This is a genomic window from Paucibacter sp. XJ19-41 (assembly GCF_028462495.1).
In the GTDB taxonomy this organism is placed as follows: Bacteria; Pseudomonadota; Gammaproteobacteria; order Burkholderiales; family Burkholderiaceae_C; genus Roseateles_E.
In genome coordinates, this window is the sequence record NZ_JAQOWX010000001.1 from 146,808 (window position 1) to 162,642 (window position 15,835).

The following is a 15,835-nucleotide window of genomic DNA, read 5'->3' on the forward strand; positions in this document are numbered from 1 at the left end:
GTGGTGCTCAGTGCGGCGGGCTCATAGCGCTCGACTCGCTCCGAGCAGGGCCGGCGGCTCCTGGCTCGCGATCACATAGGAGGGCACCTCGTGCATATAGCCGGCCAGGCGCCCCTTGGCCTCGAAACGCTGGCGGAAGTCCGAGCCGATGAAGCGCTCGGCCCCCAGGCGCGGCACGATGCCGCCGCCGATGTAGAGGCCGCCACGGGCCCCCAGCGACAGCACCAGATCGCCGGCCACATCGCCCAGCAAGGCGCAGAACAGGGCCAGCGCCTCGGCGCTTGGCGGCTCGCCGGCCAGGGCCTGCTGCACGACCTCGGCCGGGCTGGGCTCTGCCGGCAAGGGCTGGCCATCGAGCTCGGCGATGGCCCGGCGCAGATTGGCAAGACCTGGCCCCGACAGCACCCGCTCGGCCGAGACGCGCCCGAAGCGCCGGCGCAGCCGCTCCAGCAGCGCCGCCTCGCGCTCGTTCTGCGGTGCCAGGCCGACATGGCCGCCCTCGGTCTGCAAGGCCGTCCACTGCCCGTCGCCTTGGGGGATCAGGCCCGAGACGCCCAGGCCGGTGCCCGGCCCTATCACCGCCAGCGGCCCCAGCGCGCCGCGGCTCGGCCCGCCCACATGCCAGAAGTCCGGCTCGGGCAGCGCCGGTATCGCCAGCGCCAGCGCGGTGAAGTCGTTCAGCACCACCAGGCGCTGCAAACCCAGCTGCCGGGCCAGAGCCTGGGCCGAGAAGGCCCAGTCGCGGTTGGTCAGGCGCACCCGGTCGTCCAGCACCGCGCTGGCCACGCCCAGCGCCGCCTGGGTCGGCCGCGCCGCGCCGGCCGCGGCCAGGCCTTGCAGATAGCGACCCAGGCAGTCGCCCAGATCGCGGTGCGCATCGCAGGCCAGGGTCTGCACATGCTGGATCGCCGCGCCGGCGCCGTCCTGCCAGCCCAGGCGCACATGGGTACCGCCCACATCGGCCAGCAGCCGGGCCGCACGGGGGTTGCGGATGCCGATCTCGATCATGGGAGCACCCCCTCGGTGTCCAGTGCGGTCCAGACGCTGCCGGCGCGATCGCTGGCCAGCATGGCCTCGATGAAAGCCAGGCCGGCGACGCCGTCCTCGGCCGTCGTCAGCCAGCGGCTGCCGATGTCCGGCGCCCGGCCCTCGCGGCGCGCACGTATCTGTTCGGCCGCATCGCGGTAGAGCTGGGCAAAAGCCTCCAGATAGCCCTCGGGATGGCCGGCCGGCAGCCGGGTGGCGGCCCGAGCCTCGGCGCTGCTCGCACGCCCACGGCTCAGGCGCCGGCTCGCGCCGCCCAGTGTGGTGAGCAGCAGCTCGTCGGGTCGCTCCTGCGCGAACTCCAGGCCGGCGCGGCTGCCCCAGATGCGCAGGCGCAGCGCGTTCTCGCAGCCGGCCGCCACCTGGCTGGCCCAGAGCATGCCGCGCACACCGCCGGGAAAGCGCAGCATGGCCTGGGCATGGTCGTCCAGCCGACGGCCCGGCACCAGGCGACTCAGCTCGGCACACACCGCCTCGGCGCGCAGACCGCTGACGAAGCAGGCCAGGTGATAGGCATGGCTGCCGATATCGGCCAGCGCGCCGGCCGGCCCGGCCAGCGCCGGGTCGCAGCGCCAGGCTGCCTGCTTGTGGCCCTGCGCTTCGATCGCTTCGGTCAGCCAGTCCTGCGCATACTCGACCTGGATCAGGCGCAGCGTGCCGAGCTCGCCGGCCGCCACCAGGGCCCGGGCCTCACGCACCATCGCATAGCCGCTATAGGTCTGGGTCAGGCACAGCAGGCGCTCGCGCCGCCGCGCCAGCGCGGCCAGCGCGCGGGCCTCGGCCAGCGAGGTGGCCAGCGGCTTGTCGCAGATCACATCGATGCCCGCCTCCAGGAAAGCCGTGGCCACCGGCGCATGCAGATGATTCGGCGTGACGATGGCCACCGCGTCAATGCCGTCGGGCCGCTCGGCCTCGGCCGCAGCCATCTGCTGCCAGCTGGCATAGCTGCGCGCCGGATCGAGGCCCAGCTCGCGGGCGCTGGCGGCGGCACGCTCGGGCTCGCTGGACAGGGCGCCGGCCACCAGCTGCCACTGCCCATCGAGGCGCGCCGCAATGCGGTGAACGCCGCCGATGAAAGCGCCCTGCCCGCCGCCGACCATGCCCAGCTTTAATGGCTTGTTCATGCTTCGCTCCCCAGGCCCAGGCCCAGCATTTGGCGCAGCTCGGCGCGCGGCGTCTGCGCATCGGCGAAATCGTCAAAAGCCCGGCCGGCCACGCGGATGAGGTGGCGGCGGATGAAATCGGCCCCCTCGCGTGCACCGTCTTCCGGGTGCTTGAGGCAGCACTCCCACTCCAGCACCGCCCAGCCCGGGTAGTCGTGCCGGGCCAGCTTGGAGAAGATCGCGCCGAAATCGATCTGCCCGTCGCCCAGCGAGCGGAAGCGCCCGGCCCGCTCCAGCCAGGGCGCATAGCCGCCGTAGACGCCTTGCCGACCGTTCGGACGGAACTCGGCATCCTTGACATGGAAGGCGCGTATGCGGGCGTGGTAGATGTCGATGAAGGCCAGGTAGTCGAGCTGCTGCAGCAGCAGATGGCTGGGGTCGTAGAGGATGTGGGCGCGCGGATGCTGGTCGACGGCATCGAGAAAGCGCTCGAACGTCAGGCCGTCGAACAGGTCCTCGCCGGGATGCAGCTCGTAGCAGACATCGACGCCGGCCTCGTCAAAGGCATCGAGCACCGGCCGCCAGCGCCGCGCCAGCTCGGCAAACGCCTCTTCGATCAGGCCGGCCGGCCGCTGTGGCCAGGGATAGAGATAGGGCCAGGCCAGCGCACCGGAGAAGGTGGCATGGGCTTGCAGGCCCAGCCGCGCCGAGGCGCGCGCCGCGAGCCTGAGCTGCTGCTGCGCCCAGGCGCTGCGCTGGGCCGCATCGCCGCGCACCGCCGGCGCGGCAAAGCCGTCGAACTGGCGCTCATAGGCCGGATGCACGGCGATCAGCTGGCCCTGCAGATGGGTGGACAGCTCGCTGATCTGCAAACCCTGCTCGGCCAGCCGGCCGCGCAGCTCGTCGCAATAGGTCTGGCTCTCGGCTGCCCGCGCCAGATCGAAGAGGCGCACATCCCAGCTGGGGATCTGCAGCGCCGCGAAACCGAGGCCGGCCGCCCAGTGGGCCAGATGGTCCAGGCTGTCAAACGGCGGCGCATCGCCGGCGAACTGGGCCAGGAACAGGCCCGGGCCTTGCAGCGTTTTCATGCCTGGCCCTCCTGCAAGGCGTCGCTCTGGCGCTCGATCAGCTCGGCCTGTTCCAGCAGCCGCAATTGCTCCAGCGGCTCGCCGTCCAGGCGGCGCAGCAGCAGCTGGCCCAGCTGGCGGCCGGCGCCATGCAGCGAGGCGTAGTAGGTCGACAGCGGCGGCACGAAGAAGGCGCTGACATTGCTGTCGTCGGTGGCCACGACCACGGCCTCGCGGCCGGCCTGCCAGCCCAGCTCGGCAAAGGCCGACAGGGCGCCCAGCGCGCCGTACTCATTGGCGCAGACAAAAGCGGTGGGCCGGGGCTCGAGCCGGGCCAGCTCCAGCACCAGGCGGCGGCCGTCGCTGGCCGACAGGCCCGAGTGCCGGGTCAGTGCCGGGTCTTGCGCCAGCCCGGCCTCCTGCAAGGCGCGGCGGTGGCCGCGGTCGCGGTGCTGGCTGTACATCAGCTCGGCCGGCGGGTTCAGCATCGCGATGCGGCGGTGGCCGCGCGCGATCAGGCGCCGGGTCGCGCGGTAGGCCATGTCCTCGTGGTCGGTGTCGTACCAGGGATGGGCCTGCGCCAGCTCGCTGCGGCCATAGCTGACAAAGGGAAAGTCCTGGGCCAGCAGATAGCGGATGCGCTCGTCCTGCGGCCGGGTCTGGGTCAGCACCAGGCCGTCGACCCGGCGCGCCTCCACCAGCTTGCGCAGGCCGGCCACCGGGTCCTCGTCGGGCAGCTCGGGCTGCACCACCAGGCTGTAGAAAGTGCCGGCCAGCGCCGCATGCAGGCCCGAGACCAGGGCCATGAAGCCGCTGTCGCTGAAGTCCTGCTCGGCATTCTCGACCGGCAGCACGATGGACAGCGTGTAGGTCTTGCCGGTGCGCAGCTTGACGCCGGCCAGATTGGGCGTGTAGCCCAGCTCGCGCGCGGCGGCCTTGACCAGCTCGCGGGTCTCGCGCCGGACCTCGGGGCCGTCCTGCAGCGCCCGCGAGACCGTGCCCAGCGACAGGCCGGTGTGGCGCATCAGGGTTTTCAAAGTGACTTTGCTATCGCTCATGAGGAGGTGCCATTCAGCAAACGCTGGCCCAGCAGCAGGGCCACGCTGGAGGTCCAGGTGAACGCGGGGTCGCGCAGCGGCGCGCCGCTTTGCGCATCGAAGTTCTCGGCCAGGCCCTTGCTCGCGCACAGCGCGGTGAAGCGCCGCGCCAGCTCGTCGCCCAGATCGCGCCGGCCGCAGCGGTCCATCGCATCGACGAAGAGCAGCGTCGTCGGCGCCCAGATCGGGCCGCGCCAGTAGCCATCGGCGCGGTAATGCGGGCTGCGCTGCGATTCGGTGGCCAGGCCATGGGGGCTCAGGAAGCGGCCGGGCTCGAAGAGCTCGGCCAGCAGGCGCTCGCGCACGGCCGGCGGCAGGCGCGAGCCCAGCAGCAGCGGCATGTAGGCGATCAGGCTGTCGCCTTCATCGACCACGCGGCCATCGGCCAGCCGGGCGACGAAGCGCTCGCCGGTCCAGAGCCGGGCCATCAGGCGCTCGAACAAGGCATCGGCCCGGGCGCGCCAGTCCTGCGCCTGGGCCGGCCGGCCCAGCAGCTCGGCCAGCGCGGCCAGCTCCTCCAGCTGCAGCACCAGAAAGCTCGCCAGATCGGGGCTTTGCAGCGGCGTGCCGGCAAGAAACACCGTCGCGTTGTCCCAGCCGGCGTCGTTGCCATGGTCGTAGGCGGGCAAACCATCCTCCGCTGCGGTGTCCAGCCAGCTGCGCGCCTGCGCCGCCAGCCAGTCGTGCATCTGCGCACAGCGCTGTGGCGACCAGGGAGCGAGGCGACGCAGCCGGGCCACGGTCCAGCCATGGACCGGCGGCTTGGTGAAGCGCCAGTAGGCCTGCAGATCATTGGCGAAGTCCGGCAGGCGGCCGCTCGGGTGCTGCAGCTCGAACATCAGCGCCAGCTGCTGCCAGGCCAGCTCGGGCTGACCCGCACCCAGCGCCAGCGCGTTGAAGCAATGGTCCCAGCTCCAGATATTGGTCATCCAGTTCTTGGACATATACATGGCCGGGTAATGCAGCCGGCCTTCGGCGGGCACGATGCAGGACCAGGTGATGTAGGCGGCCAGCCGGCGCAGCGGGGCCAGGTCTTGCGGCAGGACCGGGGTCAGGGCCAGCCAGGCTTCGAAATCGGCGGCGGCATCGGCGCGCGCGGCGGCGAAGTCCGCGACATCGATGCGCGTCGGCAGCACGCGGTAGAGATGGACGGCGGCCGCCAGCGCGCCGGCCTCGTCCGGCAGCAGGTCCAGCGCGATGTGTTCGGCGCGCTGGCCCTGCCAGGGCGCGTCCAGCCGCAACCGCCCTTCGGCCAGCGCGACCCGGGCCGACAGGTCCTGGCCGGCACAGCTGATATGCACCGCCTGTTCATCCAGGCGTTGGGCATAGTCGTAGCGCTTGCTCTGCAGGCTCAGATGCAGGCCCAGGCCACGGCCTTGCAGTGCCAGCGTGTCGGCATCGGCAAAGGCCAGATGCAGCGCGCCGGCCTCGGCCTGGAAGCTCAGCGAATCGGCTTGCAGGCGCCACTCGCCCTGGACCTCCCTGCCCTCGGCGTCCACCGGCAGCAGCTTGAACAGCCGACCCAGATCGGTGTGTTCGTCGCCGCCGCGCAGCTGGCGCAGCCAAAAGGCCGAGTCCTCCGGTAGCCAGGAGACGCAATACCAGCTGCCGCGCCGCGACAGCGGCACGGCGCGTGGGTTGAACAGGGTCGAGAGCATCATCCCTTCACGGCGCCGGCGCTGGCGCCCTCCATGATGTGGCGCTGGGCCAGGAAGAACAGCAAGAGCGGCGGCAGGCATAGCAGCACGGTCATCGCGGCGATCGCGGTCAGGTTGTTGGCATGCAGGCCACGGAACTGGGCCAGACCCAGCGGCAGCGTGTACGTGCTCTGGTCGTTCAGAAAGATCAGCGGGCCCAGATAGTCGTTCCAGCTGCCGAGGAACTGGAAAGTCCCGACCAGCACCAGGGCCGGCGCCATCAGCGGCAGATGGATGCGCCAGTAGATCTGCCAGGCGTTCGCTCCGTCCATGCGCGCGGCCTCATCGAGCTCGCGCGGGATGCTCATGATGAACTGGCGCAAGAGGAAGATGTAGAAGGCCGCGCCGAAGAAGTTGGGCACGATCAAGGGCTTCAGCGTGTTGATCCAGCCCAGCCAGTTGAACTGCATATAGAGCGGGATCATCGTGACGTCCCAGGGAATCATCATCGAGCCCAGCACCACCATGAACAGCGTGTCGCGGCCACGGAACTCGAAGCGCGCAAAACCATAGGCCACCAGGCTGGACGAGAACAACTGGCCCAGCGTTGACAGCGTGCCCACCAGCAGCGAATTCCACAGGAACAGGCCGAAGGGCTGGGCCGCCCAGGCCTCGGCGAAGTTCTGCCAGCGCGGCAGCGCCGGCCACCACACCGGCGGCCAGGTGTAGAGCTCGCTCCTGGCCTTCAGCGCGGTCACCAGGGTCCAGTACAGCGGCAGCACGAACAGCAGGGCCAGGCCCAGCATCAGCGTGTAGTAGGCCAGGCGGCGGGCATGGCGGGCAGAGTTGAACGGGGTCATGCCTGGCCCTCCCCCGACTCGCGCTTGATCTCGTTTTCGTAGAACACCCACAGGCTGGAGAAGCGCATCACGCTCAGAGCCAGCAGCAGGATGATCAGGAACAGCAGCCAGGACAGCGCCGAGGCATAGCCCATATCGAAGTACTTGAAGGCGGTGTCGTAGATGTACATGGCCAGCATATAGGTGGACTTGAGCGGCCCGCCCTCGGTCAGCAGCAGGGCCAGGGTCAGCTGCTGGAAGGCGGCGATCAGGGTCGTGACCAGGTTGAACAGCAGCACCGGCGACAGCAGCGGCAAGGTGATGTGCGTGAACTGCTTGAGCCGCGACACGCCCGACAGCGCGGCCGCTTCATACAGATCGACCGGTATCGCCTTCAGCCCGGCCAGGAACACCAGCATCGTGCCGCCCAGGCTCCACAGGCTGGCGATCACCACCGACCAGATGGCCCAGCGCGGGCTGCCCAGCCAGTTCAGCGGCGCGATGCCGATCAGGCCCAGCAGATAGTTCAGGAGCCCGTACTCCTGGCTGTAGATCCAGGTCCAGATCGTCACCAGGGCCACGCCCGACAGCATGCTGGGCAGATAGAACAGGGTGCGGAACAGGCCTTGGCCCCAGCCGCGACGGTTCAGCAGCAGGGCCAGGCCCAGCGCGGCGACCAGATGGATGGGCACATAGAGGCCGGCAAAGCGGCAGGTGACCCAGAGCGCATCGCGGAAGTCATCGTCGCTGCTCAGGATGCGGCGGTAGTTCTCCAGCCCGACGAAGCGCTCGCCGCCCATCAGCGGCCAGTCGAACAGGCTGGTGTAGAGCGAGTACAGCAGCGGGCCCAGCGTGAAGGCCACAAAGCCCAGCAACCAGGGTGCGACGAAAAGCCAGGGCGTCAGGCCGCGCGGCCAGCGTCGACGGATCGGCGGTGCCAGGTCTTGCGCGGCGGCGCCGGACAGCATCACGCGGGCGCTCATTGCAGTTTCCTCTCGGCCTTCAGCGCGGCCTTGCCGAGGATGGGGCCGACCTCGCCCTGCTTCAGGAACACCGCCTGGATCGCATCGCGCACCACGGCCGAGGCCCGGGTCCAGCGCGGGTTCAGCAGAAAGGCCGGCACCTCCTGCATGCTCAACGCCATCGCGTAGAAGGGCTGGACCAGCGGATCCTCCTGCAGCCGCAGCTCGCGCGCCACGCTCATCAGCACCGGCAGATCACCCTGGCGCAGCCGCACCGCCTCGGCGCTGCTGTAGAACCTGATGAACTGCCAGGCCAGGGCCTTCTGTGTCGAGTCGCGGGCGATGGCCAGCGAGGAGACGCTGACGACGCTTTGCGCCGGCCGGCCCTGGAAGCTGGGCAGCGGCGCCACGCCGTAGCGCTTGCCGTCCTGGGCCAGTTCGAGCCGGAAGGCCGCGCCGTCCATCAGCATCGCGACGCGATCGGCAACGAAGAGCTGGCGCTGATTCTTGCCGTCGCCCACGCCCAGGGTCGCCGCCAGCCCCTGGTCCAGCAGGCCCAGCAGCATCGAGAACATGGCTTGCGAGCCGGCGCTGTCGAACTCGCCCTGCACCCGTTGCCCATCGGCGCCCAGCATGCGGGCACCGGCGCTCCACAGATAGCCCTGGAAGTCATAGGGATCGGGGGCCACGTCCAGGCCATAGCCATAGACCTTGGCGGCCGGGCGGCTGAGCTTGCGCGACAGCGCGGCCAGATCCTCCCAGCTCCAGCCCGGCTGCGGATAAGCCAGGCCGGCGCGGTCGAACATGTCCTTGTTGTAGTAGATGACCTGGCTCGTGAAGCCGGCCGGCACACCGTAAAGCCGGCCCTCGGCGCTGGCAAAGCGCAGCAGTCCCGGCACCAGATCGGCGCTGGCAAAGGCCGGCTCGCGGGCCTGCCAGGCGTCCAGCGGCTCCAGCACGCGGTGATAGAGCGGGAAGTTCCACATCATCATCACATCGGGCGGGTTGCGCGCGCCGAAGGCGGCCGACAGCTTCTGGTTGAAGCCCCCGCCATAAGCCTCCAGCTGCACCCGCACACCGGGATGGCGCTGCTCGAAGGCGGCGGCGATGCGGCGCTGGATGCCCAGGTTCTCGCTACCGTCCCAGGTCGCGAAGCGCAGCACCTGCGCGGCGGCCGACAGCGGCAACAGCAGCGCGAGCACAAGGAGGATCAGGCGCTTGTTCATGCCAGCGCCAGTGCGTCTTGCACCGCCTCGCTCAGGACTCGCGGCAGCGCCCGGCCATCGGCGCCGAAGGCATGGACATGCTCGGCCGCCACCGTCAGCACCAGCTGATCGCCGACCTGCACCGCACGCGCACCCTCGACGCTGGCGGTCAAGGCATGGCCGTCAGCCAGGCGCAGATGAACCAAGCTTTGCGCGCCCAGGCGCTCGACCATCTGCACCTGGGCGCGCAAGCCGCCCCCGCTCCCGGCATCGCCCAGACGCAGATGCTCGGGCCGTATGCCCAGAGTCTTGGCCCCAGGCCTGGCAGCAATCGCCCCCAGCACCTCGACCGGCAGCAGATTCATCCGTGGCGAGCCGATGAAGCCGGCCACAAACAGATCGGCCGGCGCGTGGTACAGCTCCAGCGGCTTGCCGACCTGGGCGATGCGGCCCTGGTTCAGCACCACCACCTTGCTGGCCAGGGTCATGGCCTCGATCTGGTCGTGGGTCACATAGATCATCGTCGCCTGCAGGCTCTGGTGCAGCCGGGCCAGCTCCATGCGGGTGTTCTCGCGCAGCGCCGCGTCCAGATTGGACAGCGGCTCGTCGAACAGAAAGATGCGCGGCTGGCGCACGATGGCCCGGCCGATGGCCACGCGCTGGCGCTGGCCGCCGCTGAGCTGGCGCGGCTTGCGCTCCAGCAGCGCCTCCAGCTGCAGCATGCGCGCCGCCTCCTGGATGCGGGCCTCGATCTCGCCCTTGGGCCGGCCCCGCAGGCTCAGGCCGAAGGCCAGGTTCTTGCGCACCGACATATGGGGATAGAGCGCATAGCTCTGGAACACCATGGCCAGATCGCGCTCGGCCGGCGGCAGCTCGTTGATGCGCCGACCGGCGATGCGCAGCTCGCCGCCCTGCACCTCCTCGAGCCCGGCAATGCAGCGCAAGAGCGTGGACTTGCCGCAGCCCGAGGGGCCCAGGAAACAGACGAACTCGCGATCGGCGATCTCGAGATTGATGTCCTTCAGCACTTCGACGGGCCCGAAGGTCTTGCGCAGATGCTGGATGCTGAGGTCGGCCATATGTCGTCAGCCCAGGCGTTGGGAAAGATATTGATGACCGAGCCGCGCGCTGCGCGCCGGCTGGCTGGGATGGTCGTGCTCGACGATGAAGGTCTGCAGCCGGCCCGCCAGGCCCGGCAGCCACTGGGCCCAGGGCAGCCGCCCCTCGCCCAGCGTGGCCCAGCCCTGCTCGGCCGCGTCGGCGCCCTCGCCGGCCAGGTCCTTCACATGCACCGACTGCAGGCGCGCCGCATAGCGCGCCAGCCAGACGGCCGGGTCCTCGCCGGCGCGCGCCACCCAGGCCACATCGGGCTGCCAACGCAGACTCGACGCGGCCTCGAACAGCGTCTCCAGCACGGTCCGGCCATCGGTCAAACGCTCGAACTCGAAGGCATGGTTGTGATAAGCCAGGTCGACGCCGAGCAGGGCCAGGTCTTGCGCATGGGCCTGCAGCCTGCCGGCCAGCGCCAGCCAGCCGGCCTGGTCGGCGGGGCGCTCGGCCTCGTCCAGCCAGGGCATCACCAGCTGGCGGCAGTCCAGCGCCGCCAGGGCCTGCAGGATCTCGGCCCGGCCGGCGTCCAGCTCGCTCATCTCCACATGCATGGAGGCCAGACCCAGGCCCGAGGCCCGCAGCGTGGCGATGAAATCGGCCGGCGCCAGGCCGTGCAGGCCCTCGGTCTCAACCCAGGCATAGCCGGCCTCGCGGGCCAGCGCCAGCCGCGCCGCCAGCGCCCCGGCGCTGCGCACCGTGTAGAGCTGCAGGGCGATCTTGTGATGTTTCGTCATGCGCCCACCTCACAGGCAATCTGCCGGGCAAAGGCCGGCGGCAGCGGCGCGGGCCGCTCGCAGCGCGTGCTCAACGCCACCGGGCCGCCCTGGACGGCGGCGCGCAGGGTCGCGTCCATCACCTCCAGCACATGCAGGGCCAGCTCGCCGCTGGCGCGGTGCGGCTGTCCCGCAGTGATGGCCCAGGCCATCTCGGCCACGCCCAGGCCGCGCAGCCGGCCGGTGAAGGCGCGCGGGGCCAGGTCTTGCCAGTCGCCGTCCTGCTCGCAGAACTGCAGGCCGCCGCCGAACTCGTTCGGATCGGGCAGCAGCAGCGAGCCCTGCTCGCCGTAGAGCTCGATGGGGCTGGACTTGTGCTTCCAGACATCGAAGCTGGTGCTCATCGTGACAAAGGCGCCGCTCTCGAATTCCAGACCAGCGACCACATGGCTGGGCGTCTCGACCGCAATGTGCTGGCCCTGGCGCGGGCCGCGCGGCACCTGGCGCGGCGACCAGCTGGTATGGGCCATGCCGCTGACCCGGCGCACCGGGCCCAGCAGCTGCACCAGCTGGGTCAGGTAGTAGACGCCCATGTCCATCAGCGGGCCGGCACCGGGGCGGTAGAAGAACTCGGGGTTGGGGTGCCAGTCGTCCGGGCCGCGCTCCATCATGCAGGCCTGGCCGGCGACGATGCGGCCCAGCCGGCCGCTGTCCAGCAGCGCGCGCGCGGCCTGGCCGGCGCCGCCCAGAAAGGTGTCCGGCGCGCAGCCGATGCGGCGGCCGGCGCGCGCTGCAGTCTCCATCAAGACCTGGCCCTCGTCGAAGCTGGCGGCCAGCGGCTTCTCGGTATAGAGATGCTTGCCGGCCTCCAGCACCTGGCGGCCCACCGCCAGATGGACGGCCGGCGGGGTCAGGTTGATGACAATGTCCGCCTCGCCGGCCAGCAGCTCGGCAGGCGTCAGCGCGCGGATGCCGAAGGCCTCGGCGCGCGCGCGGGCCGCGTCGGCGCGGGCATCGGCCACCGCGATCAGCTCGAGATGGCCGAAGGCTCGCAGGCCTTTGGCATAGGCCGGGAAGATGTCGCCGGCGCCGATGATGGCGACCCGGGTCACGGTGCCGCTCATGCCGCTCATGCCGCTCATGCCGGGCTCCCCAGATCGGCCAGATCCAGCCAGGGCAGTTCCTCGGCGCTGAGATTGACATCGAGGCCGCGCATCGAGCTGGCGGTCTCGGCGATGCTGCGCGGGCCGATCAGGCTGAAGGCGGGGAAGCCCTGCGCCAGCACCCAGGCCAGCGCGATATTGATCGCGGCACAGCCCTTCTTGGCGGCCAGCTCGCGGGCCCGCGCCAGGCGCAGGAAATTGGCCTCGCTATACCAGCAGCGCACCAGTTCCTCGTCGTCCTGCTGGCCCGGCGCGGCGCGGCCGTCGACGAAGAAGCCGCGCGCCTGCGAGGACCAGGCGAACAGCGCCAGGCCCTGCTCGGCCAGCCAGCGCCGCGAGTCCGGCGTGCCGGCCGAGACGCAGCCGCGCCAGATCGGCGACTGCATGCGCGCCAGGCTCAGCTGGTTGTTGACCAGGGCGAAGCCCTGCTGGCCGGTCCGGGCCGCATAGGCATTCGCCTCGGCCACCCGCGTCAGCGACCAGTTGCTGCCGCCAAAGGCCTGGAAGCGGCCCTTGTTGCGCTGCTCGTTGAGCGCGTCGATGAACTCGCCGACCGGCACCTCGGGGTTGTCGCGGTGCAGGATGTAGAGGTCGGCCGACTCGGTGCGCAGGCGCTCCAGGCTTTCGGCCAACTCGCGGGCCATGCCCTCGGGCGTGCAGTGCGGCGTGTGGGCGCCCTTGGCGATCAGCACGATCTCGTCGCGGATGCCGCGCGCGCTCAGCCAGTCGCCGAAGATGGACTCGCAGTGCCCGCCCTCGAAGTCATAGACCCAGGCGGTGTCGAAGGCGTTGCCACCGCGCTCCAGATAGTCGTCGAACAGCGCGGCCGCATAAGGCAGGGTCTCCTGGTGGTCCACCCCCATGATCAGGCGGGACACCGGCTTGGCAAGACCCGGCACCTGGCCATAGCGCATATTCGCATCGGGGCGGCGCGTGATCGGCAGGCCGGCCAGGGTCTTGCGGCCGGCCAGCGCGGGGACCTGCTCCTTCGGGTAGCTCAGGCCGATGGCGCGGCGCCAGCGGTCCAGCGCGGCCAGGTTGGCGATCGAGTCGGCCGGGCTCATGGCCGGATGCGGCACGGCGCCGGTGCGGACCGCCCGGGCGAAGACATCGGCCTCGTGGGCATAGAGGCCGCGGTCGGTGGCGACGGTCCAGCTCTGGGCCAGGGCCTCGTCCACCCACAGCTCGATGCGGCTCTCGCCGGCCTGCGCACCGGCGCCATACCAGGGATTGGCCACGACCAGGGCGCCCTTAGCTCCACCCAGGCGCAGCGATTCCTCCTGTTCCAGGCTGATCGCCGTGGCGATCTGCGCTGTGATGTCGCCGGGAAAGCGCAGCGTGGCCAGGGCCCAGGCATCGACGCCCATCGTCTCGTGCAGCCGCCCCATGGCCTGCAGCTCCAGCGGCTCAGCAAAGTCCTGGCCCCGGGCCACACCGGCCAGCAAGCGCGCCATCGACATCGGATAGCAGCCCACATCGAGGATGCCGCCGCCGGCCAGGCCCGGCTCCCAGCTGCGCGAGCCGGCACGCGGCGTCGAGGCGTAGCAGAAGGAGGCTTGGATATGGCGCAGCTCGCCGATCACGCCGCGCTTCAGCAAGTCCAGCAGCTGGGCGGTCTGCGGCAGGCAGCGGTACATGAAGGCTTCCATCAGCACGCGGCCCGCGCGCTCGGCCGCCTCGAACGCGATCATGGCCTCGGCCTGGTTCAGTCCCAGCGGCTTCTCGCACAGCACATGCTTGCCGGCGCGCAGCGCCCGCACCGTCCAGTGCAGATGCTCGGTGTGCGGCAGGCCGATATAAACGGCGTCCACGGTCGGGTTGGCCAGCAAGGACTCATAGCTGGCATGGGCGATGACCGCCGTGCCCGGCGCCGCATGGGCGTCGGCAAAGGCGCGGGCCCGGGCCTCGTCGCGGCTGGCCACCGCCACCAGGCCGCCGCTGTCGGTCTGTTGCAGGCCCTTGGCAAAAGCGCCCGAGATGTTCCCGGCGCCGATGATTCCCCAGTTCAGCATGGTTGGTTTTGAAACGTTTTGAATTGCGAATGCCGGAAATATATTTACTGCATTTCGGGCTTGAATCGAGGCTTACCCTAGGAGCGGCAGCGTGCAGACCCTAGGCCGAGCCGGCCAGGCCGCCGCCGTCGACGACATAGGCCGAACCGGTGACAAAGGAGGCGCGGTCGCTGGCCAGGAAGAGCACGACCTGGGCGATCTCCTCGGCCTGGCCCACCCGCATCAGCGGCCGGGCATGGCCGGCCTCGACCAGGGCCGTCTCGGCCAGGCCCAGCTGGGCCGCTTCATCGCGCAGCATGGCCGTGTCGGTGTCGCCGGGGCAGACGCTGTTGACCCGGATCTGCTGCGGCCCGTGGTCCACCGCCATCGCCCGCGTCATATTGACCACCGCGCCCTTGGCCGCGCAGTAGGACACCGCATCCTTGCCGCCGACCAGGCCCCAGCCGGAGCCGGCGTTGATGATGCTGCCGCCGCCCTGCTCGGCCATCACCGGCACCGCGTACTTGCTCATCAGAAAGATCGATTTGACGTTGACCGCCATCACCGCATCCCAGTCGGCCTCGCTGGTGTCCACCACATTGGCGCGCCGTGTGATGCCGGCGTTGTTGAACAGCACATCGAGCCGGCCGAAGGCGGCCAGGGTCTGGCGCACCGCGCGCTCGCAGTCGGCGGCGCGGGCCACATCGGCCTCCACAAACACGGCTTCGCCGCCGGCTCCGCGGACCGCCGCCACCGTGGCCTCGCCGCCGGCAGGATCGCGATCACAGACCGCGACCCGGGCGCCTTCGCGGGCGAACAGCAGGGCCGTGGCCCGGCCGATGCCGGAGCCGGCACCGGTGATCAGGGCCACCTTGCCGGCGAGTTCGCCGCCGCTTCTTGTCTTGTCGCTCATCTTGTCGGTCTCCTCTATGTTGTTTCAGTCGGCCACCAGGTGCAGCATGGCCTGCTCGCGCGGGCCGGTCAGCGCGCGCACCGGGCCGGCATACAGCGCATCGACCGCAGCCGAGCCGCTGTCCACCCGCAGCTGTGCGCCGCCCAGGGCCTGCAGCTTGCGCGGCGTGATCAGCACCGTCAGCGCCTGCGGGCCCAGGGCCCGCAGCACACGCGGGCTCAGCGGCGCATTGCCGCGGCCCAGCACATGACCCTGGCCGCCAATCGCGGTCAGCCACAGCCGCGCCGGCGCCTGTCGTCCTTGCAATAGTTCCCACAGCCGGGCCTCGTCGGCGTCGCGCAGCCCTAGCTGCCCGTCCACCACCACGTCCACACCGATCAGGCTGCCGTCCAGACCCAGGGCCTGTTTCAGCGCCCAGGTGGTGGAACCGGGGCCGATCAGGTGCAGGCCCTGGCGCAGCTGCGGCGCCAGGCTTTGGGCCAGGCACTCGGCATCCACCGCGTCGCCGGCCTCGCTGCGCGACTTGCGGCCCTGCAGCCAGCGCGCATCGACCGGCGTGCGCAGCTGGCCATAGAGCCGGGCCTGCACCCGGCCCTGGCCCAGCGCGGCCTCGTCCAGGTCCAGCACCTCGCGGGCCTCGCTCAGGCGGCGCTGGCCGGACAGAAAGGCCGCCGCCAGCCGCCCGGCCGCGCGCGGACTGACGCCGAAGCAGGCCGACTGCAGCTTGACACCGGCCGGGATGCCCAGCACCGGCAGCGCCTCGCCCACCGCATCCAGCACATCGCGGGCCGTGCCGTCGCCGCCGACGAAAAGCAGGAGGGCCAGGTCTTGCGCCCGCATCTGTGCCGCCAGCCGGCGCGTGTCCTGCGCCGTGCTGGGCCAGCACCGCTCGCCCAGCACCTCGGGCGCCTGGCCCAGCGCCCGCAGCACATCCTCGCCCATCGCCCCGGCCCCGCAGACCCACAGCGGCGCGCAGCCGGCAAGCAGCACG

Annotated in this window: 14 protein-coding genes; all 14 read right to left on the reverse strand. The window is 70.6% G+C overall.

The annotated features are described in order from the left end of the window. Window positions 1-21 precede the first annotated feature (21 nt). Window positions 22-1,008: a glucokinase gene (gene glk, locus PO768_RS00755; RefSeq protein ID WP_262972773.1), complete on the reverse strand. Its 987-nt coding sequence runs from the start codon at window positions 1,006-1,008 to the stop codon at window positions 22-24. Then, window positions 1,005-2,168 (reverse strand): Gfo/Idh/MocA family protein, encoded by a 1,164-nt coding sequence (locus PO768_RS00760; RefSeq protein ID WP_272644469.1) that lies wholly within the window; start codon window positions 2,166-2,168, stop codon window positions 1,005-1,007. Before PO768_RS00760 ends, glk begins: the two co-directional genes overlap by 4 nt. Then, window positions 2,165-3,235: a sugar phosphate isomerase/epimerase family protein gene (locus PO768_RS00765; protein ID WP_272644470.1), complete on the reverse strand. Its 1,071-nt coding sequence runs from the start codon at window positions 3,233-3,235 to the stop codon at window positions 2,165-2,167. Before PO768_RS00765 ends, PO768_RS00760 begins: the two co-directional genes overlap by 4 nt. Continuing rightward, window positions 3,232-4,272 carry a LacI family transcriptional regulator gene (locus PO768_RS00770; RefSeq protein ID WP_272644471.1) on the reverse strand — a complete coding sequence of 347 codons (1,041 nt, stop codon included), beginning with the start codon at window positions 4,270-4,272 and terminating at the stop codon, window positions 3,232-3,234. The genes PO768_RS00765 and PO768_RS00770 overlap by 4 nt, the downstream gene beginning before the upstream one ends. Then, window positions 4,269-5,969: an amylo-alpha-1,6-glucosidase gene (locus PO768_RS00775; RefSeq protein ID WP_272644472.1), complete on the reverse strand. Its 1,701-nt coding sequence runs from the start codon at window positions 5,967-5,969 to the stop codon at window positions 4,269-4,271. Before PO768_RS00775 ends, PO768_RS00770 begins: the two co-directional genes overlap by 4 nt. Next, window positions 5,969-6,808 (reverse strand): carbohydrate ABC transporter permease, encoded by an 840-nt coding sequence (locus PO768_RS00780; protein WP_272644473.1) that lies wholly within the window; start codon window positions 6,806-6,808, stop codon window positions 5,969-5,971. The genes PO768_RS00775 and PO768_RS00780 overlap by 1 nt, the downstream gene beginning before the upstream one ends. Continuing rightward, window positions 6,805-7,770 carry a carbohydrate ABC transporter permease gene (locus tag PO768_RS00785; protein ID WP_272644474.1) on the reverse strand — a complete coding sequence of 322 codons (966 nt, stop codon included), beginning with the start codon at window positions 7,768-7,770 and terminating at the stop codon, window positions 6,805-6,807. Before PO768_RS00785 ends, PO768_RS00780 begins: the two co-directional genes overlap by 4 nt. Further along, window positions 7,767-8,975, reverse strand: a complete 1,209-nt coding sequence (locus PO768_RS00790; RefSeq protein WP_272644475.1) for an ABC transporter substrate-binding protein — start codon at window positions 8,973-8,975, stop codon at window positions 7,767-7,769. Before PO768_RS00790 ends, PO768_RS00785 begins: the two co-directional genes overlap by 4 nt. Continuing rightward, window positions 8,972-10,033 (reverse strand): ABC transporter ATP-binding protein, encoded by a 1,062-nt coding sequence (locus tag PO768_RS00795; RefSeq protein ID WP_272644476.1) that lies wholly within the window; start codon window positions 10,031-10,033, stop codon window positions 8,972-8,974. Before PO768_RS00795 ends, PO768_RS00790 begins: the two co-directional genes overlap by 4 nt. A 6-nt stretch (window positions 10,034-10,039) precedes the next feature. After that, entirely contained in the window at window positions 10,040-10,798 is a 759-nt protein-coding gene (locus tag PO768_RS00800; protein WP_272644477.1) for a sugar phosphate isomerase/epimerase family protein, read from the reverse strand. Then, window positions 10,795-11,919: a Gfo/Idh/MocA family protein gene (locus PO768_RS00805; RefSeq protein WP_272644478.1), complete on the reverse strand. Its 1,125-nt coding sequence runs from the start codon at window positions 11,917-11,919 to the stop codon at window positions 10,795-10,797. The genes PO768_RS00800 and PO768_RS00805 overlap by 4 nt, the downstream gene beginning before the upstream one ends. Next, window positions 11,916-13,952 carry an aldo/keto reductase gene (locus PO768_RS00810; RefSeq protein ID WP_272644479.1) on the reverse strand — a complete coding sequence of 679 codons (2,037 nt, stop codon included), beginning with the start codon at window positions 13,950-13,952 and terminating at the stop codon, window positions 11,916-11,918. Before PO768_RS00810 ends, PO768_RS00805 begins: the two co-directional genes overlap by 4 nt. 100 nt (window positions 13,953-14,052) lie before the next feature. Then, window positions 14,053-14,844 carry an SDR family NAD(P)-dependent oxidoreductase gene (locus tag PO768_RS00815; RefSeq protein ID WP_272644480.1) on the reverse strand — a complete coding sequence of 264 codons (792 nt, stop codon included), beginning with the start codon at window positions 14,842-14,844 and terminating at the stop codon, window positions 14,053-14,055. Window positions 14,845-14,868: 24 nt separating this feature from the next. After that, the coding region (locus PO768_RS00820) for an ATP-NAD kinase family protein (RefSeq protein ID WP_272644481.1) at window positions 14,869-15,835 on the reverse strand (967 nt) is incomplete at its 5' end.

Bases quoted from the DNA above. Each gene is read 5' to 3' on its own strand.
- PO768_RS00760 (WP_272644469.1), bottom strand. From the start codon at position 2,168: ATGAACAAGCCATTAAAGCTGGGCATGGTCGGCGGCGGGCAGGGCGCT.
- PO768_RS00810 (WP_272644479.1), bottom strand. From the start codon at position 13,952: ATGCTGAACTGGGGAATCATCGGCGCCGGGAACATCTCGGGCGCTTTT.
- PO768_RS00770 (WP_272644471.1), bottom strand. From the start codon at position 4,272: ATGAGCGATAGCAAAGTCACTTTGAAAACCCTGATGCGCCACACCGGC.
- PO768_RS00815 (WP_272644480.1), bottom strand. From the start codon at position 14,844: ATGAGCGACAAGACAAGAAGCGGCGGCGAACTCGCCGGCAAGGTGGCC.
- PO768_RS00805 (WP_272644478.1), bottom strand. From the start codon at position 11,919: ATGAGCGGCATGAGCGGCATGAGCGGCACCGTGACCCGGGTCGCCATC.
- PO768_RS00765 (WP_272644470.1), bottom strand. From the start codon at position 3,235: ATGAAAACGCTGCAAGGCCCGGGCCTGTTCCTGGCCCAGTTCGCCGGC.
- glk (WP_262972773.1), bottom strand. From the start codon at position 1,008: ATGATCGAGATCGGCATCCGCAACCCCCGTGCGGCCCGGCTGCTGGCC.
- PO768_RS00790 (WP_272644475.1), bottom strand. From the start codon at position 8,975: ATGAACAAGCGCCTGATCCTCCTTGTGCTCGCGCTGCTGTTGCCGCTG.
- PO768_RS00795 (WP_272644476.1), bottom strand. From the start codon at position 10,033: ATGGCCGACCTCAGCATCCAGCATCTGCGCAAGACCTTCGGGCCCGTC.
- PO768_RS00800 (WP_272644477.1), bottom strand. From the start codon at position 10,798: ATGACGAAACATCACAAGATCGCCCTGCAGCTCTACACGGTGCGCAGC.
- PO768_RS00785 (WP_272644474.1), bottom strand. From the start codon at position 7,770: ATGAGCGCCCGCGTGATGCTGTCCGGCGCCGCCGCGCAAGACCTGGCA.
- PO768_RS00775 (WP_272644472.1), bottom strand. From the start codon at position 5,969: ATGCTCTCGACCCTGTTCAACCCACGCGCCGTGCCGCTGTCGCGGCGC.
- PO768_RS00780 (WP_272644473.1), bottom strand. From the start codon at position 6,808: ATGACCCCGTTCAACTCTGCCCGCCATGCCCGCCGCCTGGCCTACTAC.